Consider the following 19,838-nt stretch of genomic DNA (forward strand, 5'->3'; position numbering starts at 1 on the left):
TGATCAGTCATCCCCACCGCGGGCATCCCCAGCCGGGCCGCCTCCGCGAACAAAGGCCCGATCTTCGCCGCACCGTCCAACATCGAATACTCAGTGTGGACGTGCAGGTGGACGAAAGAATCGTTCGACACCAGCGAAAACCTCCCCTAGGCAGACGGCTTCCCGGCTCCGGTCGACGCGGCGGGCCCGGGCTGCCCACCCTAGTCCGCCGCGGTCCGAGCGTTCCGTCTGGATCCTCTCTCTTCCGTAGGCCGAGCGCGGCTGCGACGCGCCGGGCGCGTTCGGCGTGGTGATCGCCGGTGCGCCCCTCAGTACCCGGACACGGTCGCACCCGGCACCGACAAAACCGGGGCCTCGGACAGCCGGACCGTCCAGAGTCACCCGGGAGCGTGAACCAGCCCACAACCGCCGAGCAAGGGACCATGGCTCCGCTTGACAGCGGCCGGGCCGGAACCGACGATCCGTCGCGTGAACCTGTCTGACAGCCGGGCAGCCGGACCGCTCCCCCGGCGCGTCAGCGCGATGGAAGCCGTCCTCGGCCATCTGCGGCAGGCGATCGAGCACGGCGAGTACGCCGTCGGCGACCAGCTGCCGTCGGAGGCGGCGCTGAGCAGGGAGTTCGAGGTCAGCCGATCGGTCGTGCGCGAGGCGTTGCGCGGGCTGCAGGCGCTCGGGCTGACCGTTTCGCGCACCGGCCGCGGCACGTTCGTCACCGCGAGCGGCCCGCCGGAGAACCCTACGTTCGGCGACTACTCGGCCCGCGACCTGGTCGAGGTGCGCAGGCACGTCGAGGTTCCGGTGGCCGCCTACGCCGCCCGCCGCCGCGACGCCGACCAGCTCGCCCGGCTCGCCGATCTCGTCGACCGGATGGACGCCGAGACCGCGGACGCCGCTTGGGTGGCGCTCGACTCACAGTTTCACGTCACGATCGCACGGGCATCAGGCAATCCGGTGTTCGCGAAGGTGATCGAGGAGATCCGCGACGCGCTGGCCCGCCAGTCCGCGTTCCTGAACCACCTCGGCGGACGGCGCACCCAGTCGAACGTCGAGCACCGGCGCATCGTCACGGCGATCGCCGAAGGCGAAGAAGACGCGGCGGCGGCCGCGATGACCGAACATCTCGATCACGTCGAGAAGACCCTGACCACGATCGTACGACCGGCGCGCGCCGGCGAAGCAGAAACAGGTACCACCGCGTGACTGAAGAAACCCTGCCCGCGGCTGCCGAGGCGGGTCCCGCCGACGCGGGCGACGCCGGATACCGCAAGGCGCTGAAATCCCGGCACATCACCATGATCGCCATCGGCGGCGCGATCGGCACCGGCCTGTTCCTCGGCGCGGGCGGACGGCTCGCGCAGGCCGGTCCGGCGCTCGCGATCGTGTATGCGGTGTGCGGGCTCTTCGCGTTCTTCGTGGTGCGCTCGCTCGGCGAACTGATCCTGCACCGGCCGTCGTCCGGCGCGTTCGTGTCCTACGCGCGCGAGTTCATGGGCGAGAAGGGCGCGTACGTCGCGGGCTGGATGCACTTCCTCAACTGGTCGACCACCGGCATCGCGGACATCACCGCCATCGCGCTCTACGCGCACTTCTGGTCGTTCTTCACGCCGATCCCGCAGTGGGTGCTCGCGCTGATCGCACTGGCGGTCGTGCTGTCGCTGAACCTCGTGTCGGTGAGGCTGTTCGGCGAGATGGAATTCTGGTTCTCGATCGTCAAGGTCGCCGCGCTGGTGCTGTTCCTGATCGTCGGCATCGTCCTGCTGGTGACGCAACATCCGATCGACGGCCACGTGCCCGGCCCGCAGCTGATCTCCGACCACGGCGGCGTGTTCCCGGCGGGCATCCTGCCGATGATCCTGATCGTGCAGGGCGTGGTGTTCGCCTACGCCTCGTGCGAACTGGTCGGCGTCGCGGCGGGCGAAACCGAGAACCCGAAGAAGATCGTGCCCAAGGCGATCAACTCGATCATGTGGCGGATCGCGGTGTTCTACGTCGGCTCGGTCGTGCTGCTGGCGATGCTGCTGCCGTGGGACGCCTACTCGGCCGACCAGAGCCCGTTCGTCACCGTGCTGGCGAAACTGGGCGTGCCCGGCGCGGACAGCATCATGAACCTGGTCGTGCTGACCGCCGCGCTGTCGAGCCTCAACTCCGGCCTGTACTCGACCGGGCGGATCCTGCGCTCGATGTCGCTGGCCGGGTCCGCGCCGAAGTTCACCGGCGTGATGAACCGCAACCAGGTGCCCTACGGCGGGATCCTGCTGACCTCGTCGGTGTGCGTGGTCGGCGTCGGGCTGAACTACGTGGTGCCGAAGGACGCGTTCGAGATCGTGCTGAACTTCGCCGCCGTCGGCATCCTCGGCACCTGGGCGATCATCGTGCTCAGCCACCTGCTGTTCGTGCGGAAGGCCCAACGCGGCGAGGCGACCCGGCCGCGCTTCCGGCTCCCGTTCTCGCCCTATACCGAAATCGCGACGCTCGCGTTCCTCGCCGCGGTCGTCGTGCTGATGGGCTTCGACAAGACCGGCCGGATCACCCTGATGGCGCTGCCGGTGATCGTCGTCGCGCTGGTGGCCGGCTGGTTCGTCGTGCGCAAGCGGATCGACATGAGCGCGTTCGACAAGGCGGAAGCGTCGTGATCCCGCAGGAACGCGAACCGCGGCACGTCCCGCTGGTCCATCTTCTGCGCGAGGGCATGGTCGAAGGCGTGCACCACGGTTCGGTCGTCGTGCTCTCTCCTGATGGTTCGACGCTGTTCGAGGCAGGCGACCCCGACGTCGCGATGTACCCGCGCTCGACGGCGAAACCATTGCAGGCCGCCGCGATGGCCCGGCTCGGACTGCGCCTCGGCCCGTCCGGTTTCGCGATCGCCGCGGCCAGCCACTCCGGCGAACCGCGGCATCTCGAAGCGGCGGCCGCTGTGCTGGCAAGCCGGGGCTTCGCCGAAACCGACCTGGGCAACCCCGCCGACCTGCCGTACGACCCGATCGAACGGGACGCCTGGATCGCCGGCGGACGGCAGGCGGCGCGGCTCGCGCACAACTGCTCCGGCAAGCACGCCGCGATGCTGGCCGTCTGCCGAGAGCTGCGATGGGACATCGACGGCTACCTCGATCCGGCACACCCGTTGCAGCGCGCGATCCGGGAAACCGTCGAAGAGCTGACCGGGCAAACCGTGCCGCGCGTGGCCACGGACGGCTGCGGCGCGCCCCTGTTCGCCCTCTCCCTGCGGGGCCTGGCGAGGGCTGCTTCGCAGATTGCTACCGCGCCCGAGGGTTCGCCGGAATCGTTGGTGGCCACCGGAATCCGGCGGCATCCGGACCTGGTGGCAGGAAGCAGGCGCGACGTCACCCGGCTGATGCGGGCCGTGCCGGGACTGATCGCGAAGGACGGTTTCGAGGCCGTGCAGCTCGCCGCGTTGCCGAACGGAACCGCAGTGGCCTTGAAGATCGCCGACGGCGGCGACCGAGCCCGCCCAGCGGTACTCGCAGCGGCACTGGCGCGAGCAGGCGTCGGCCCGGAACTGCTGGCCCCGTTCAGCAACCCCGCACTCCGGGTGACGGACGCACTCGCCGCCTAGGTCCGTGCGGGGAACCCTCACAGACGCTGATTCCCTCAGGGTTCCCCTCACGACCAACGACGATGCCTCCCCCTCGCCCCGATACGAAGCCGGGGCGCCACCACTTCCCAGCAGGAGCGGAACGGTAGCGACTCGCGTAGGTTCGATGACGTGCTGAACCGAATCGTCGACCGGGTGCTCGGTCTCCCCGCGGCCGAAGGCCCGGCCCCCGCCGCCGCCGAGGGCCTCCGCGTCCCGATGCAGGACGGCGCACACCTCCTAGCCGATCGCTACACCCCGGCGGGCTTGACGACCGGCCCAGTAGTCCTGATCCGCACCCCTTACGGCCGCACCGGCCCCCTCGCCAAACTCTTCGGCGAAACCTTCGCGCGCCACGGCCTGCAGACAGTCCTCCAAAGCACCCGCGGCACCTTCGGCTCCGAAGGCGAATTCCGCCCGTTCCACACCGAACGCGAGGACGGGATCGCCACCGCGGAATGGCTGCGCGCGCAACCCTGGTGCGACGGGCGGATCGCCATGGCGGGCGCGAGCTACCTCGGCCACACCCAATGGGCGGTCGGCCCGTATCTCGACCCGCCGCTGGAGGCCATGTGCCTCGGGATCACCGCGTCGGAATTCGTCAGCACGTTCTATCCGGGAGGGGTGCTCGCGGCGGACAACATGGTGTCCTGGTCGAGCCTGATCGGGAAGCAGGAGGAGCGGTTCGCCGCGCTGCCGAACCCGCTGCAGACGCGGCGCACGCGCAACGCGATGGCGTACCTGCCGATCGCGGGCGCGGATGTGGCGGCGATCGGCAAGCCGGTGCGGTTCCTCCAGGACGTCACCGAGCACGCGGACCCGGACGACGATTTCTGGCGGATGTCGGACCACAGCGCCGAAGTCGCGAAACTCGACGTGCCGGTCAGCATGGTCACCGGCTGGTACGACCTGTTCATCCGCGCGCAGCTGCGGGACTTCCGCACGCTGCAGGACGCCGGACGGTCGCCGCGGATCACCGTCGGCCCGTGGTCGCACGGCGAACCGGCCAGCTTCCGCACACTGATCCAAGACCAGCTCGGCTTCCTGCGCGCGCACCTCGCCGGCGACCGTACCCAGTTGCAGCGCTCCCCCGTGCGGATCTTCCTTCAGCGGGCGTCGACCTGGCTCGATTTCGACCAGTGGCCGCCCGCTTCCGAGCCCACGCACGCACACCTGCGCCCGGTCGGCGGCCTCGGCGAGACAGTGCCCGGCGAGGCACTGCCCACGCCCTTCACCTACGACCCGGCGGATCCGACCCCGGCCGTCGGCGGGCCGTTGCTGACGGGAAAGTCCAAGCAGCGCGACAATTCCGAGATCGAGGCGCGCGACGACGTGCTGGTGTTCACCGGCGAACCGCTGGCGCACGACGTCGACGTGATCGGCGACGTGTCCGCCACGGTGTTCGTACGGACCGAATTGCCCGACGCTGACGTGTACGTGCGGCTGTGCGACGTCGACCCCGGCGGCATCTCGCGCAACGTCACCGACGGAATCCTGCGGTTGCGTCCCGGCGTGCCGGAAGCCGGTGCCGACGCAGTGGTGCGGGCCGAGGTGGAACTCGACCCGACCGCGTACCGCTTCCGCCGCGGGCACCGGTTGCGCGTTCAGGTCGCGGGCGGCGCGTTCCCCCGGTTCGCGCGCAATCACGGTACGGGAGAACGGGTTTCGTCCGCGGTGCGCGGCGCGCCGAACCGGTTCGAGGTGTTCCACGACGAGACCCGGCCGTCGCGGGTCACGCTGCCGGTCTTTACTCGGTGACCGCGCGCTGATGCGTCGTCAGCCTGCCGTCGTCGTGCAGCACGTGCAGCAGGAGCGACGGCGGGCTGTCGAAGTCCAATGGCCCGCCCTCGTCCCAGCCGCGTTCCGCGCCGGGTTCCACCGGCAGCAGTGAGCCGGACACCACGCCCGGCGCGATCCGCACCGGCACGCCCGCGAACTCGGTCGCCGCGCCGGTGTGCACGTGTCCGCACAACAGCGCCGTTATGCCGGGATGCCGCTTCAGCACGGCGGCGAGGCGGTCTTCGCCGGTCTGGCGGATCGCGTCCACCAAGGGCACTCCGACGTCGAGCGGCGGATGGTGGAACGCGACGAACGACGGACCGTCATGGCTGGCGAGCGTGTCGTCCAGCCAGGCGAGCGTCTCGTCGGCGAGGTAGCCGGCGCCTTTGCCCGGAATCGTCGAATCGCATGACACGAGCAGCAGATCGGCCACCTTGGTCGCGGAGTTCACCGGTGCGTCGCTGGCCGGTTGTCCCAGCATCGCCTCGCGAAACCGCGCGCGGACGTCGTGGTTGCCAGGGCAGACCACCACCGGCATCGGGAGGTCCAGCAGTTCGGCCGCGCGACGGTACTCCTCGGGCAGTCCGTGATCGGCGATGTCGCCGGTGGCGAACACGGCGTCGACCGGGTTTTCGAGGTTTCGCAGGTACCGCGTCACCGCGGCGGCCCGTGCGTCGGCGCGCTCGCTGCCGTCGAGGTGGATGTCGGACAGATGCGCGAAAACCCGCACCGGATCAGCTCCCTTGCAAATACGTCAACGCTTTCACCCAGTTCCGGACGAGCAGCGCGGACGCGCCGGGCAGGTCGCCGGCCCGCAAGGCCGCCGCGATCTCGCGGTGTTCGGCCACGCTCTCCGCCACTCGGTCCCGCCCGCCGAAGTATGCCGTCTCGTAGCGTTTGAGCAACGGTTTTGTCTGCTCGATCAAGCGCAGCAGATGCGGGTTGCCGCAGCGGGACGTGAGCAGCGCGTGCCAGCGGTCGTCCGCCGCGGGGAGATCGCGGGAATCGGCTGTCTCGTCGGAGATCCGGTCGAGCGCGTCCGGCAGCGAGGCGAGCTCCAGCGGCGACGTCCAGCGCAGCGCGAGCGCTTCCAGCTCGGCGACCAGCGGGTACAGCCGGCGCGCCTCCTGCGGGTCGAGCGGCGCGACCAGGAAGCCGCGGCCGGGCGCGGCGACGAGCAGCCCGCGGTCGGCCAGTCCGATGAGCGCCTCGCGCAACGGCGTCCGGGAGACGCCCAGCTCGTTCGCCAGGCGGACCTCGTTGATCCGGGTGTCGGCGGGAAACCGTCCGTCGAGGACGCGCGCGGTGATCTCCTCGACAAGTTCACCGCGCAGGAGTCTTCTGACCATGCGAGGAGTATTGCACACAGTTCGCCCGTACTGTATTCAGTTCATATGGCCAGCTCTTTCGATGTCGACCGCGCACGATACGAAACACCAGGGTGCGTCGGAGTCACGCACTTCAACAACGCAGGCTCCGCCCTCCCGCCCGCGCGCGTCACCGACACGGTGATCGACTACCTGCGCACCGAATCCCTGCTCGGCGGCTACGAAGCGGCCGAACAGGCCAAGGACCGCATCAACGGCGTGTACACCTCGGTCGCGCGGCTGCTCAACGCCGCTCCGGACGACATCGCGCTCAGCGACAACGCGACCCGCTCGTGGCAGGCGATCTTCTACGCGCTGCCGTTCGGACCGGGCGACCGGATTCTCACCGCGAGCGCCGAATACGCCAGCAACGCCATCGCCTACCTCCAGATCGCGCGCCGCACCGGAGCGACCGTCGAGGTCGTGGACAGCGACGAAACCGGCCAGCTCGACGTCGACGACCTGCGCCGCCGCATCGACTCCGACGTCAAGCTCATCGCGGTGACCCACGTCCCCACGCAGGGCGGCCTGGTGAACCCCGCCGAGGAAATCGGCGCCGTCGCCCGCGAGGCAGGCATCCCGTTCCTGCTCGACGCGTGCCAGTCGGCCGGCCAGCTGGACCTCGACGTCGAACGCATCGGCTGCGACGCCCTGACCTCCACCGGCCGGAAATACCTGCGCGGCCCGCGCGGCACCGGCTTCCTGTACGTGCACCCGCGACTGCGCGACCGTCTCGAACCGGCGATGCTCGACCTGCACTCGGCCAAGTGGACCTCCCCTGCCGAGTACGTCGTCGACCCGACCGCCAAGCGATTCGAGGTGTGGGAACGCGACTACGCCGCCGTACTCGGCCTCGGCGCGGCCGTGGACTACGCGATCGAGTGGGGCCTGCCCGCGATCGAAGACCGCGTCACCGCCCTGGCCGCGACCCTGCGCTCCCGCCTGGCCGACCTGGACCGAGTCACCGTGCACGACGCCGGCGCGCGCAAATGCGGCCTCGTGACCTTCAGCGTCGACGGACTGCCCGCGGACGAGATCAAGGACCGCCTCAACGCGGCGAAGATCAACACGAGCGTCACGCACGCGTCGTCGGCGCAGTACGACTTCACCGCCCGCCGCTTGCCGGACCTGGTGCGCGCCTCGGTGCACTACTACAACACCGAGGAGGAAATCGACCGGTTGACCGGCGAGGTCGCCGTCCTCTCGCGGTGACCTCGCGGCGCGGAAGATCACCCGTTTGACGCAGTATCCAGCACCGCCGACACCGCCTCTTGTCTCGCGTACACCCGCGGAGTGCGCTGCGGCCGGGCCTGTCGAGGGGGCAGGCCCGACGGGGCAAGGGGAGGGACGAGAAGGCCTCTTGGGCCGGGAACGATGGGGGATCCCGGCCCAGGAGGCCTTCTCTTGTTCCTAGACCAGCGCCGCCGACGGGTCGGAGTCGCGCAGCGCTTCGACCACCGCCCGGGCGTTCTTGACGCTCGCCGCCTTCGAGTAGGTGTTCTTCGTGCCGCCCATCGCCCGGCTGAAGCCCGAGTGGTACACGGCGTGCACTTCCACCAAGCGGCTGTCGTCCTCGTCGTAGACGTAGATCTGCACCGCCCAGCTGCCGATGTTCTTGTCGTGCGAGGCGACCGCGCTGAAGACCGGCTGGCGCAGCACGTCGGCGAACGGATCGTCGTCCTGGTCGATCTTGCCGAAGACGACGCGCCTGCCGCCCAAAGCGTTCTGGAACACCCGCGCGATATCTCCCGCGGACAAAGACGATCTCGCCTGAATGACGTCACTTGGCATTTCCGCACCCGTTCTGGTCAACAATTTCCGGTTGAATTGCGGCACCCCCGACGCACAAGTCGGCATGAACCGAACAGCTGGTACACGAATTCGCCGACAGAGACCGAACCGTGACTCGCCCGGCTCAGCGCCCCTGCCGCGTCTGCCCCGCCCGGCGGCGCATCTCGGCGGCCTGTTCCTCCTGGCGGCGGCGCTTCCGCTCCGCCTCTTCGCGCTTCTGCTGGTCCGCCAGCTCCTTCTGCTGCTTCTGGACCCGTTTCGCCGCTTCGGCATCGGCCTGCCGGTGGTGGCCGTAGTCCGGCGGCGGGGTGTAGGGCATGAGAACCTCCAGCATCGCGTGACGGTTTCGCTGACGCGCGAATCGACATCAGCACGTGCGGAGTCGGCCGGGCAGAACGGCTTGTTACAACTGCCCTATCCCGGCTCGTCGGATATCGGCAGCAATTCTTGGGCTTCCTCGCCAGATTGTTTAAAACACTCAGGCCGGGCTAGCCGACGAGTGCGAGAACGACCAAACCCCATCCGGTGAAGCTTTCACCGGATGGGGTCAGATCAACCACGGTGGGCGCAGCAGGGATCGAACCTGCGACCGCTCGGGTGTAAACCGAGTGCTCTCCCGCTGAGCTATGCGCCCGCACGCCGGAGCGGGGAAACCCCGCCCCGGCGGACGAAAACAATCAGGCAGTCAGTTCCTCGACCGCCTTCTTCCACCCCGCCTGGTCGCGCGCCTCGCCCGGCGCGTTGACCTCGGCGAAGCGGACCACGCCTTCGGCGTCGATCAGGAAGGTGCCGCGGACGGCGAGCCCTGCCTGGTCGTTGAACACGCCGTATTTCCGCGCCACCTCGCCGTGCGGCCAGAAGTCCGACAGCAGCGGGAACTGGTAGCCCTCGACCTCGGCCCACGCCTTGAGCGAGAACGGCGTGTCGACCGAGACGCCCAGCACCTGGACGCCCTTGCCGTCGTAGTCGCCGAACTCGTCGCGCAGCTGGCACAGCTCGCCGGTGCAGATCCCGCTGAAGGCGAACGGGTAGAACACCAGCAGGACCGGCTTGTCGCCCTTGAACTGCGACAGCGTGACCGGCTGCTTGTTGTAGTCGTTGAGCGTGAAGTCAGGGGCCTGCGAACCGACCTCGACGGCCATACCGGCGATTCCTCTCCAGAGCGAACACGAGCGTGCCGCCCACCCTATCGCGGCCTCAGCGCTGCTTGGCCTTCGAGGACTTCGGCGACACCAGCCGGGTGCCCAGCCAGCCAGGGCCCACGCTGATGTTCGCCGTCTGGGCGAGCCCGACCTGGGGCACCGCCTCGGCGATGTCGCTGGGCTCGACGTGCCCGGGCTGCCCGGTCTTCGGGGTCAGCACCCAGATCACGCCGTCCTCCTCCAGCGGACCGCGGGCGTCTACCAGCGCGTCCCCGAGGTCTCCGTCGTTGTCGCGCCACCACAGCAGCACGACGTCGATGACCTCCTGGGCGTCCTCGTCGAGGAGCTCACCGCCGATCGTTTCCTCGATCGCCGCGCGAACGTCGTCGTCGACGTCCTCGTCCCAGCCGATCTCCTGGACCACCATGTCCGGCTTGATGCCAAGGCTTTCGGCGACGCCGGCACTGCCTGCGTCTCCCGCGGCGACCACTGCTTTCACTCCTCCAACTACGACGGAGCGCGGCAGTAGGTCCGCCGCACTCGGATACACGGATGTCGAACAGCGAACACTGACGCGGCGCTGCGCGCAACCGTCCACACCGGATCTTTGGCAAGTCGTGTCTGCAGCGTAGGGGCCCGCCGCCGCCTCGCCCGACTCCGGGTGGCACTCAGTACCCCACCACTGCGAAGCTCTCCCGGGGAGCCTCCTTTAGGGTGGAGAAGAGAAAACGCGCGCGCGATACACCGTGCGCGGGGAGTGGCGACACTCGGGCGGCCGATGTTACCGGGCAGTACAGGTGACGGGAACCCCAACCGGGACGACCATGGACGTCGGCGAGCACTCCCGCCCACCAGCTACAACGGCTACAACCAGCTACAAGGAGACCCCTTGGCCCCGCAGAACGACGGCGCCTCCGGCAAGGAGACCCCGGCTCGCGTACGCGTCATCCGTGACGGACTCGCGGCGCACCTTCCCGACATCGACCCGGAAGAGACCAGCGAATGGCTGGACTCCTTCGACGAGGCGCTGGCCCGAGGGGGCCAGCAGCGGGCCAGGTACCTGATGCTGCGCATCCTCGAGCGCGCCCGGGAGCGCAATGTCGGCGTCCCGGCGCTCACGTCGACCGACTACGTGAACACGATCCCCACCGAGAACGAGCCGTGGTTCCCGGGCGACGAGGAGATCGAGCGCCGCTACCGCCGCTACATCCGCTGGAACGCGGCGATCATGGTGCACCGCGCGCAGCGGCCGGGCGTCGGCGTCGGCGGCCACATCTCCACCTACGCCTCGTCGGCGGCGCTGTACGAGGTCGGCTTCAACCACTTCTTCCGCGGCAAGGACCACTCCGGCGGCGGCGACCAGGTCTTCTTCCAGGGCCACGCCTCCCCCGGCATGTACGCCCGCGCGTTCCTCGAGGGCCGCCTCACCGAGCAGCAGCTCGACGGGTTCCGCCAGGAGTTCAGCCACGCGGGCGAGGGCGGCGGCCTTCCGTCGTACCCGCACCCGCGGCTGATGCCGGAGTTCTGGGAGAACCCGACGGTGTCGATGGGCCTCGGCCCGATGAACGCGATCTACCAGGCGCGGTTCAACCGCTACCTGCGCGACCGCGGCATCAAGGACACCTCCGACCAGCACGTCTGGGCGTTCCTCGGCGACGGCGAGATGGACGAGGCCGAATCGCGCGGCCTGATCCACGTGGCCGCGGGCGAGGGCCTGGACAACCTGACCTTCGTGATCAACTGCAACCTGCAGCGGCTCGACGGCCCGGTGCGCGGCAACGGCAAGATCATCCAGGAACTGGAGTCCTACTTCCGCGGCGCGGGCTGGAACGTGATCAAGGTCATCTGGGGCCGCGAATGGGACTCGCTGCTCTCGGCCGACCGCGACGGCGCGCTGGTCAACCTGATGAACGTCACGCCGGACGGCGACTACCAGACCTACAAGGCCAACGACGGCGCCTTCGTCCGCGAGCACTTCTTCGGCCGCGACCCGCGGACGAAGGAACTGGTCAAGGACCTGTCCGACGCCGACGTCTGGAACCTCAAGCGCGGCGGCCACGACTACCGCAAGGTGTACGCGGCGTACAAGGCGGCCATGGAGCACCACGGCCAGCCGACGGTGATCCTGGCCCACACCATCAAGGGCTACGGCCTCGGCCCGTCGTTCGAGGGCCGCAACGCCACGCACCAGATGAAGAAGCTCACCCTCGACGACCTGAAGCTGTTCCGGGACGCGCAGCGGATCCCGATCAGCGACGAGGAACTTGAGAAGAACCCGAAGCTGCCGCCGTACTTCCACCCGGGCCCGGATTCGCCGGAGATCGAGTACATGCGCGGCCGCCGCAAGGCGCTGGGCGGGTACCTGCCGGAGCGCCGCCCGAAGACCGCCAAGGCGCTCGTGCTGCCCGGCGACAAGGTCTACGAGGGCGTCCGCAAGGGCTCGGGCAAGCAGGAGGTCGCCACCACGATGGCGATCGTCCGGCTCATCCGCGAGCTGGCGAAGGACTCGGAGATCGGCAAGCGGATCGTCCCGATCATCCCGGACGAGGCGCGCACCTTCGGCCTCGACTCGATGTTCCCGACCGCCAAGATCTACAACCCGCACGGCCAGACCTACACCTCGGTCGACGCGAGCCTGATGCTGGCGTACAAGGAGTCCGAGAAGGGCCAGCTGCTGCACGAGGGCATCAACGAGGCGGGGTCCACCGCGTCGTTCACCGCCGTCGGCACGTCGTACGCGACGCACGGCGAGCCGATGATCCCGATCTACATCTTCTACTCGATGTTCGGGTTCCAGCGCACCGGCGACGGCCTGTACGCGGCGGCGGACCAGATGGCCCGCGGTTTCGTGCTCGGCGCCACCGCCGGCCGCACCACGCTGACCGGCGAGGGCCTGCAGCACGCGGACGGGCACTCGCTGCTGCTGGCGGCGACGAACCCGGCCGTCGTGGCGTACGACCCGGCTTACTCCTTCGAGATCGCCCACATCGTCAAGGACGGCCTGCGCCGGATGTACGGCGAGACCGGCCCGGACGGCAACGGCGAGAACATCTTCTACTACATCACCATCTACAACGAGCCCTACCAGCAGCCGGCCGAGCCGGAGAACCTGGACGTCGACGGCGTCCTGAAGGGCCTCTACCGGTACTCCGACGCCCCGGCGGGCGACGGCCCGGAGGTGCAGGTGCTGGTCTCCGGCGTCACGATGCCGGACGCGCTGAAGGCGCAGAAGAGACTGGCCGAGGAGTGGGGCGTGCGGGCCGCGGTGTGGTCGGCCACGTCGTGGGGCGAGCTGCGCCGCGAAGCGGTCGAGATCGACCACGAGAACCTGCTGCACCCGGACCAGACGCCGCGGGTTCCGTACGTCACGCGGAAGCTGTCGGAGGTTTCCGGCCCGGTCGTGGCGGTGTCGGACTGGATGCGCGCGGTGCCGGACATGATCCGCCCGTGGGTGCCCACCGACATGCTCACGCTCGGCACCGACGGGTTCGGCTTCTCCGACACCCGCCCGGCCGCGCGGCGCAAGTTCCTGGTGGACGCCGAGTCGATCACCGTCGGCGCGCTGTCCGCGCTCGCCAAGCGCGGCGAGTTCGACCAGGCGAAGGTCGCCGAGGCGGCGCGCCGCTACCGGCTCGACGACGTGGCGGCCGCCGGGCCGCAGACGTCCGACTCCGGCAACGCGTGACCGTCGCTTGATTTCAGGGGCCCCTCCGGGACAGTGTCCGGGAGGGGCCCCTGCTGTGCTGATCCGGCCACAAGCAGGCCGGCCGCGCAGCGGCACGCGACCGTGGCTGTGGTCGGATCGGTCGGATCGGCAACGATCGGCACAGTACGGTAGACATCGGATGTATCCGGATGCCTGACGAAAGGTGGTCGAGCGTGACCCAGCGTCGCCTGCCCCGGCCCAGCGAGCTCAAAGAGATCCTGCGGCCGAAGCCGATCGTGCTCAACCCGACCGACCGGCGCCTGGCCGCCGCGCACACGATCGCCGACCTGCGGACGATCGCGCGCAAGCGGACCCCGCGCGCGGCGTTCGACTACACCGACGGCGCGGCCGAGCTCGAGGACAGCCTGCGCCGCGCCCGGCAGGCCTACCGCCGGGTGGAATTCCAGCCCAACGTGCTGCGTGGAGTGTCCGATGTGGACACCAGCAGGGAGATCCTCGGCACGCGCTCGGCGCTGCCGTTCGCGTTCGCGCCCACCGGGTTCACGCGGATGATGCAGACCGAGGGCGAGCGCGCGGTGGCCAGGGTGGCGCAGCGCAACACCATGCCGATGGCGCTCTCGACAATGGGCACCACGTCGATCGAGGACCTCGCGGCGGCCGCGCCGGACGCGCGCAAATGGTTCCAGCTGTACGTGTGGCGCGACCACGGCGCGGGCGAAGATCTGATGAATCGCGCGTGGGAGAGCGGATACGACACGCTCCTGCTGACGGTCGACACCCCGGTCGCTGGCCAGCGGCTGCGCGACGTCCGCAACGGCCTCACCATCCCGCCCGCGCTGACCCTGAAAACGTTCGCGGACGGCGCGATGCACCCGGCGTGGTGGTTCAACCTGCTGACCACCGAGCCGCTGAACTTCGCGTCGCTCAACCACTTCGGCGGCACCGTCGCGGACCTGCTGGACAAGCTCTTCGACCCGACGCTGAACTTCGACGACCTCGACTGGGTGCGCCAGACCTGGCCGGGCAAGCTCGTGATCAAGGGCGTGCAGAACGTCGACGACGCCCGCGACGTGGTGAAACACGGCGCGGACGCGGTCCTGCTGTCCAACCACGGCGGCCGTCAGCTCGACCGCGCCCCGACGCCGATCGAGCTGCTGCCCGCGACGCTGGACGAGATCCAGGACAGCGCCGAGGTCTGGGTCGACACCGGCATCCTGTCCGGCGGCGACATCGTGGCCGCGCTCGCCCGCGGCGCGAACGCGGTGCTGATCGGCCGCGCGTTCCTGTACGGCCTGATGGCGGGCGGCGAACGCGGCGTGCAGCGCTGCGTGGACATCCTGCGCACCGAGATGATCCGCACGATGCAGCTGCTCGGGGTCCGGCGAGTGGACGACCTGCGCCCCACCCACGCCACGCTCCGCTGAGCCCCCGACGTCCTTCCCCGGCCGGCGCGATCGGCGTAATCCGGTATTCAGTGACAGACATCACGTCTCCTGCCTTCGGAACATCCGAGGGGGAAGACCATGTCCGTCACGCCGAACCGCCGCGCACTGGCGATGCTGCGCGCGATCGCCGCCGGCCGAGCCGAACTCACCCGCAGCTGCGAACCGGACCTGAGGGTCGACGGCCTGCCCTGCTGCGACCAGACGACCGCGCACGATCTCGTCCGGGAAGGCCTGGTCCGCCCGGTGTCCGCGCCGGGCGGCGCGGTCGGGCAGTGGACGCGGGCCGAGTTGACCCCGGACGGGCAGCTCGCGCTCGGGGCCTGACCTCAGCGCGCCGCGGCGACGGCCTTCCCGCCGGCCACCGCGGTGCGCGCCGAGCGATTCCAGGTGACCCAGCCGTGGACGACCAGCGCGGCGAAGACGAGGTAGATCGCGGCCGAGAAGTACAGGCCGGAACTGATCTGCAGCGGCACGCCGATCGCGTCGACCACCAGCCACACGCCCCAGAACTCCACGAGCCCGACGCCTTGCGCGGCGAACGCGACGAGCGTCCCGACGAAAATCGCGGCGTCCGGCCAGGGCGCCCACGAGGCATCGAGTGCCTGGAGCGTCAGCGCCATCGCGACCGTGCCCAGCCCGAACGCACCGAGCATCACGGCCCGCTCGGTCCAGCGGCCCTTGCGCACGACGACGCCGTACACCGGGTCGGTCCGGCGGTTCCAGGCCCACCAGCCGTAGAGCGAGATGAGCAGGATCGCGACCTGCCGCCCGGCGAGCCCGCCGAGATGCGCGGACGCGTAAACGGAGAAGAGCAGGACGGTCGCGCCGACCTGCACCGGCCAGGTCCACAGCGTCCGCCGCTGCGCGAGGAACACGACCGCGAGCGCGAACACCTGCCCGGCCAGCTCGGCGATCGAGATCCACTGGCCGAACACGGTCACGCCGTGCTGCAACAGGAAGTCCACGTCGGCACCCCTTCCGATCTACGCTTCCCAACATGCAGCACGGAGCCTCCATTCCCGTGCCGATGTGAGACTGAAGACAGTCCCGCCGAGTGGACGCCGGGCAGAGGGAAGGGGCCGCGCTGCTGGAAGCAGCGCGGCCCCTTGCTCGCCCCGGTCAGCGGACCGGGAAGGCCGTCAGCGAAGCCGTCAGCCGGACTCGACTCCGGGCGGCGGCACGGCCTCACCCTCCTTGCCGGTACCGGTTCAGCGGTCCACGCGCCCGAACCCGGCGGGCGGGGTCGGCGGCTCCGGCGGCCGGCCGCCGTCCACGGGCATCTGGCGCGTCTGCTCGCCCGGCTGCGGCAGGCTGCCCGACTGCGACTGCGGGTAGCTCTGCGTCCGGGCCTGTCCGGCCTGCGCGTGCTGCCCGCTCACCTGGCCCGGCTCGCGCGCACCGTTGCCGGAGCCGATCTGGCCCTGCAGATTGGCCAGCCAGCCGCCCCACCGTTCCTGGGCCGGTTTGATCAGGCCGCCGCCGAAGCCGACCACGATCACGCCGCCGACGGTCGCCAGCACCGCGATCAGGATCGGGCCGGTCACCGCCGTCGCGATGTTCACCTGGCCCAGCGCCGCGATGATGCCGAACGCCATCACCAGCCAGTACGCGATCGTGCTGAGCAGCCGTCCGGCCGGGCGGCCCGACAGCGCGCCCGCGACGAGGTCCCGCACGACCTTCGCGATCGCCGCCGCCACGATGATCAGCACCACCGCGACCAGGATCCTCGGCAGGAACGCGATGATGTCGTTCAGCAGCTGGCTCACCGGGTTCGACTGCCCGAACACCCCGAACGCCAGCTGCAGCGCGATCAGCAGAATGAAGTAGTAGACGAGTTTCACGAGCACCGCGGTGGCGTCGAGATTCGCGCCCTTCACCATTCCGGTCAGCCCGGTCTTCTCCACCATCCGCGTGAAACCGAGTTTTCCGAGAACGAGCCCGACGGCTTTGGACACGGCTTTCGCGATCAGCCAGCCGATCAGGAGGATGATCAGAAAGCCCACGAGTTTCGGGACGAACGTGGCCACCAGATTCCAGGCCTGTCCGAGTCCGTCCTTGAGTTGTTCACCCACGCTGGCTCCCTTCGCCGCGGTTCGACGTGGATTCCGGCACCGTCCTGTCGCACCGGGTCGCAGGACAGGTACCCACTGCACCCGAGTGCTGTGCACCACGATCGAGTGAGACGACTGGCGCGGGAAGATCAATCGCGGCCATACTTGTCCTACCGGTGGGGACCGGGGAGACGAGGCCGCTCGGCGCAGCGAAAACCGCAAGCGCCGGGCGGCCTCGAACATTTCCCGCTCTTTATTGCCGCGCGACGGCGCTTCCGAGACGAATGCGGTTCGGGTTTTCTCCGCCGTTCATCTGGTCTTCATGGTCGGGCCATCGGCGGGCCGCCGACGGATTTGCGCGCCGGCCAGCGGACGGCGGCGGAGATGTCCGGACGGAATCCCGTGCAGGCCCGGTCTGTGCGGTGCGCATTCGCGTTGCGCGGCAGCCCGCGGCGGCGAATTGCGGGCCTTCCGCTCGCATGCCGGATAACCGCGCAGCGGCAATAGCGCGCGGGCGAGATGCCGTACGAAGGTCGATAACCGGTGTTCGGCCGACGACCGGAACGGCGCGCCCTCGCGAGGGCGGCGTTCACGCAACTCACCCGATACCGCTAACCCACGTGGGTGAGAGCTCCCGCTGCCCGGGTCCCGCACCGGACCGACAGGTCCACCGAGAGTAGCGGCTTTCGGAGAAGAACCAGCGGGCCGCGGCAATTCCGCCGCGGCCCGCTGTCCGGAACTCCGCGGTCAGGCAGCGCGCAGCGCGTCCCGCAGCTTCACCTTCGCGCCGGTGCGCATCACCGCGTTGCGGTAGATCCGCGCGGCCAGCCAGATCAGCGCCGGGATGAGCGCGATGACCAGGCCGACCGACAGCACCGCCTCCCACACCGGCACGCCGCCCATCGCCAGCCGCATCGGCATCAGCGTCGGCGCGAACACCGGGATCACCGACAGCACCTCGGCCAGCGGGCTCCCCGGATTCGACGGCAGGATCGAAATCCCCACCACGTACCCGGCGATCACGAACATCAGCGCGGGCATGGTCGCGCCGCCCACGTCCTCCTGCCGCGACACCAGCGCGCCGAGCGCGGCGAACACGATCGAATACATGAAGAACCCGAGCAGATACCAGACGATCAGCCAGATCACGGTGCCGATCGCCGCGTTCGCCGAGATCGTGAGCACGCCGAACCCGAGCCCGGCCGCGACACCGGCCACGCCGATCGCCAGCATCTGGATCAGCCCGACGACGCCGATGCCGAGCACCTTCCCGGCCATCAGCTGCCACGGTTTGATCGTCGAGAGCAGCAGTTCGACCACCCGCGAGGTTTTCTCCTCGACGACGCCCTGGGCCACGCTCTGCCCGTTGAGCATCAGCGAGAGGTAGATCAGGATGCCCGCGATGATGCCGAGCACCAGCTGCTGCCCGTTGTAGTCGTACGGTTTCTCGAGCGGCGGCAGTTCGTCGATCGTCGCCTCGGCGGTCGCCTGGCGCACCTTCGCCGGGTCGCCGCCGAGAGACTCGATCTGCTGGTTGAGCGCCAGCTGCCCCTCAAGCACGGTGAACGTGTTCTTCAGTTTCGCGTCCAGGTCCTTTTTCACCTGGACGTGCAAGCGCTTCGCGTCCTGCACCAGCAGCGCGTCGATCGAACCGTCCCGCAGCTTGTCCTGGCCCGCCTTCTCGTCGGGCACCTGCTGCGTCGCGACGGTCTGGCCGATCGACTTCGCCGTCGCGCTCAGCGGCTGTGCCAGCTGCGCGGCGGCCGGCACGTAGCCGACCGTCGCGTCGGCGCTCCCGCTGCCGTTGAAGAGCTTGAAGACGAGCGCCAGCCCGACGACGATGACCACCATCACCAGCGTGGTGATGCGGTAGGCCTTGGAATTGACCCGCGTGCTGATTTCCCGCCCGGCCACGAGGCCGACCGCGGACATCGGGCTCATCTGGACTCCTGCCCCGGTCATGCCGCGGCCTCCTGCTGCTGCTCGGACACGACAGAACGGAACAACTCGGTCAGGGACGGCAGTTTCCGGGCGAATTCCCGCACCGGGCCGGTCGCCAGCGCGGCGCGCAGCACCGCCTGGTCGTCCGCGCCGTCGGCCAGTTCCAGTTCGGTCACCGCTGCCCTGCGCCCGATCACGGTCACCCCGGACAGCCCGGCCGCCCAGTTTTCGGGAGCCTCGGGAGCGTCGACGAGCAGCCGGACGGTCCCGCCGGCGCGCAGTTCCGCCACCGTGCCGGACGCTTCCATCCGTCCACTCCGGACAATCCCGATCCGGTCGCACAGCCGTTCCACCAAATCCAGCTGATGGCTGGAAAACACGACCGGAACGCCCTCGGCCGCCTTCTCCTTCAGCACGTCGCTCATCACGTCGACGGCCACCGGGTCCAGCCCGGAAAACGGTTCGTCCAGCACCAGAATCCGCGGTTCGTGCACCAGCGCGGCGGCCAGCTGCACGCGCTGCTGGTTGCCGAGGCTGAGCTTCTGCACCTCGTCCTCGCGGCGCGCGGCCACGCCGAGGCGTTCGGTCCACCGCTCGCTCGACGCCTTCGCCGCGGCGGCGGGCATTCCGTGCAGCCGGGCCAGATACGTGAGCTGGTCGCCGACCTTCATTTTCGGGTAAAGCCCGCGTTCCTCGGGCATATAACCGATCTGCCGGCGGGTCTCGTGCGTGATCGGCTCGCCCGCGTAGCGCACCTGGCCCGCGTCGGCGCTCAGCACGCCGAGCGCGATCCGCATCGTGGTCGTTTTGCCCGCCCCGTTGCTGCCGACGAATCCGAAAAGCTCGCCCGGCCGCACCTCGAACGTCATTTTCTCGAGCGCCACCACGGCGCCGTACCGCTTCGAGATCCCGTCGATCTCCAGTCCGGGCTCTGGCATGGCCCGTCCCCCTGTTCTCTTTTCGCCCGGGGCGATCCCCTGCCACCCCACCCGGGATCCTAGGCACTTCGGCCGAACTTCGCCCACCGCCTGAGGTCGCCGCCGCGTCCGCCTAAAGTTGCGGG

At 69.4% G+C, this 19,838-nt stretch carries 19 protein-coding genes and 1 tRNA gene; 8 read left to right on the top strand and 12 right to left on the bottom strand.

All coding sequences use genetic code 11. The features are described 5' to 3' along the window. Window positions 1-131: PHP domain-containing protein (locus BM362_RS50870; RefSeq protein WP_143132627.1), on the bottom strand; the 131-nt coding region annotated here is incomplete at its 3' end. 391 nt (window positions 132-522) lie between these two features. Between BM362_RS50870 and BM362_RS41905 the strand changes: the two genes are divergently transcribed. From BM362_RS41905 to BM362_RS41920, 4 genes are all read left to right on the top strand, one after another. Further along, entirely contained in the window at window positions 523-1,200 is a 678-nt protein-coding gene (locus BM362_RS41905) for a FadR/GntR family transcriptional regulator (RefSeq protein ID WP_067591226.1), read from the top strand. Continuing rightward, window positions 1,197-2,633 carry an amino acid permease gene (locus tag BM362_RS41910; RefSeq protein WP_093576919.1) on the top strand — a complete coding sequence of 479 codons (1,437 nt, stop codon included), beginning with the start codon at window positions 1,197-1,199 and terminating at the stop codon, window positions 2,631-2,633. The genes BM362_RS41905 and BM362_RS41910 overlap by 4 nt, the downstream gene beginning before the upstream one ends. Beyond that, window positions 2,630-3,574, top strand: a complete 945-nt coding sequence (locus BM362_RS41915; RefSeq protein ID WP_093576920.1) for an asparaginase — start codon at window positions 2,630-2,632, stop codon at window positions 3,572-3,574. Before BM362_RS41910 ends, BM362_RS41915 begins: the two co-directional genes overlap by 4 nt. 150 nt (window positions 3,575-3,724) lie before the next feature. After that, a complete protein-coding gene (locus BM362_RS41920) occupies window positions 3,725-5,350 on the top strand; it encodes a CocE/NonD family hydrolase (protein WP_067591179.1) in 1,626 nt (541 codons plus the stop codon). Here the strand turns inward: BM362_RS41920 and BM362_RS41925 are convergent. Beyond that, window positions 5,340-6,101: a metallophosphoesterase gene (locus BM362_RS41925; protein WP_093576921.1), complete on the bottom strand. Its 762-nt coding sequence runs from the start codon at window positions 6,099-6,101 to the stop codon at window positions 5,340-5,342. The two genes, BM362_RS41920 and BM362_RS41925, sit on opposite strands and share 11 nt — an antisense overlap. A gap of 4 nt (window positions 6,102-6,105) precedes the next feature. Then, window positions 6,106-6,720, bottom strand: a complete 615-nt coding sequence (locus BM362_RS41930) for a GntR family transcriptional regulator (protein ID WP_067591173.1) — start codon at window positions 6,718-6,720, stop codon at window positions 6,106-6,108. A 45-nt stretch (window positions 6,721-6,765) separates the two neighbouring features. Here BM362_RS41930 and BM362_RS41935 point away from each other — a divergent pair, with 45 nt between their 5' ends. Beyond that, entirely contained in the window at window positions 6,766-7,950 is a 1,185-nt protein-coding gene (locus BM362_RS41935; RefSeq protein ID WP_093576922.1) for an aminotransferase class V-fold PLP-dependent enzyme, read from the top strand. A 198-nt stretch (window positions 7,951-8,148) separates the two neighbouring features. Here BM362_RS41935 and BM362_RS41940 read toward each other — a convergent pair whose 3' ends face one another. The 5 genes from BM362_RS41940 to BM362_RS41960 form a co-directional block, all read right to left on the bottom strand. Next, entirely contained in the window at window positions 8,149-8,529 is a 381-nt protein-coding gene (locus BM362_RS41940; RefSeq protein ID WP_143132628.1) for a hypothetical protein, read from the bottom strand. A gap of 124 nt (window positions 8,530-8,653) precedes the next feature. Beyond that, window positions 8,654-8,863, bottom strand: a complete 210-nt coding sequence (locus BM362_RS50170; protein ID WP_067591164.1) for a hypothetical protein — start codon at window positions 8,861-8,863, stop codon at window positions 8,654-8,656. A 228-nt stretch (window positions 8,864-9,091) separates the two neighbouring features. Beyond that, window positions 9,092-9,163: transfer RNA gene (locus BM362_RS41950), tRNA-Val, on the bottom strand. Between the two features lie 43 nt (window positions 9,164-9,206). Continuing rightward, a complete protein-coding gene (locus tag BM362_RS41955; RefSeq protein ID WP_067591161.1) occupies window positions 9,207-9,671 on the bottom strand; it encodes a peroxiredoxin in 465 nt (154 codons plus the stop codon). A gap of 55 nt (window positions 9,672-9,726) precedes the next feature. Further along, complete coding sequence (locus BM362_RS41960; RefSeq protein WP_067591158.1) at window positions 9,727-10,161, bottom strand: DUF3052 domain-containing protein; 435 nt, start codon at window positions 10,159-10,161, stop codon at window positions 9,727-9,729. A gap of 399 nt (window positions 10,162-10,560) precedes the next feature. Between BM362_RS41960 and aceE the strand changes: the two genes are divergently transcribed. From aceE to BM362_RS41975, 3 genes are all read left to right on the top strand, one after another. Then, window positions 10,561-13,356 (top strand): pyruvate dehydrogenase (acetyl-transferring), homodimeric type, encoded by a 2,796-nt coding sequence (gene aceE / locus BM362_RS41965; protein WP_067591155.1) that lies wholly within the window; start codon window positions 10,561-10,563, stop codon window positions 13,354-13,356. A gap of 194 nt (window positions 13,357-13,550) precedes the next feature. Further along, the gene (locus tag BM362_RS41970) at window positions 13,551-14,762 is read left to right on the top strand and encodes an alpha-hydroxy acid oxidase (protein ID WP_067591152.1); all 1,212 of its coding nucleotides are present in this window, start codon (window positions 13,551-13,553) and stop codon (window positions 14,760-14,762) included. Window positions 14,763-14,861: 99 nt separating this feature from the next. After that, window positions 14,862-15,107: a hypothetical protein gene (locus BM362_RS41975; RefSeq protein WP_067591149.1), complete on the top strand. Its 246-nt coding sequence runs from the start codon at window positions 14,862-14,864 to the stop codon at window positions 15,105-15,107. A 2-nt stretch (window positions 15,108-15,109) separates the two neighbouring features. Here the strand turns inward: BM362_RS41975 and BM362_RS41980 are convergent, their stop codons facing one another. The 4 genes from BM362_RS41980 to BM362_RS41995 form a co-directional block, all read right to left on the bottom strand. Further along, window positions 15,110-15,748 carry a nicotinamide mononucleotide transporter family protein gene (locus BM362_RS41980; protein ID WP_067591146.1) on the bottom strand — a complete coding sequence of 213 codons (639 nt, stop codon included), beginning with the start codon at window positions 15,746-15,748 and terminating at the stop codon, window positions 15,110-15,112. Between the two features lie 243 nt (window positions 15,749-15,991). Next, on the bottom strand, window positions 15,992-16,855 hold the full coding sequence (locus BM362_RS41985; RefSeq protein ID WP_093576923.1) for a mechanosensitive ion channel family protein: 864 nt from the start codon (window positions 16,853-16,855) through the stop codon (window positions 15,992-15,994). Between the two features lie 726 nt (window positions 16,856-17,581). After that, the gene (locus BM362_RS41990; RefSeq protein WP_093576924.1) at window positions 17,582-18,796 is read right to left on the bottom strand and encodes an ABC transporter permease; all 1,215 of its coding nucleotides are present in this window, start codon (window positions 18,794-18,796) and stop codon (window positions 17,582-17,584) included. Continuing rightward, a complete protein-coding gene (locus BM362_RS41995; RefSeq protein ID WP_093576925.1) occupies window positions 18,793-19,713 on the bottom strand; it encodes an ABC transporter ATP-binding protein in 921 nt (306 codons plus the stop codon). The genes BM362_RS41990 and BM362_RS41995 overlap by 4 nt, the downstream gene beginning before the upstream one ends. Window positions 19,714-19,838 lie beyond the last annotated feature (125 nt).

Source organism: Amycolatopsis rubida, from assembly GCF_900115345.1.
Taxonomy (GTDB): Bacteria; Actinomycetota; Actinomycetes; order Mycobacteriales; family Pseudonocardiaceae; genus Amycolatopsis; species Amycolatopsis rubida.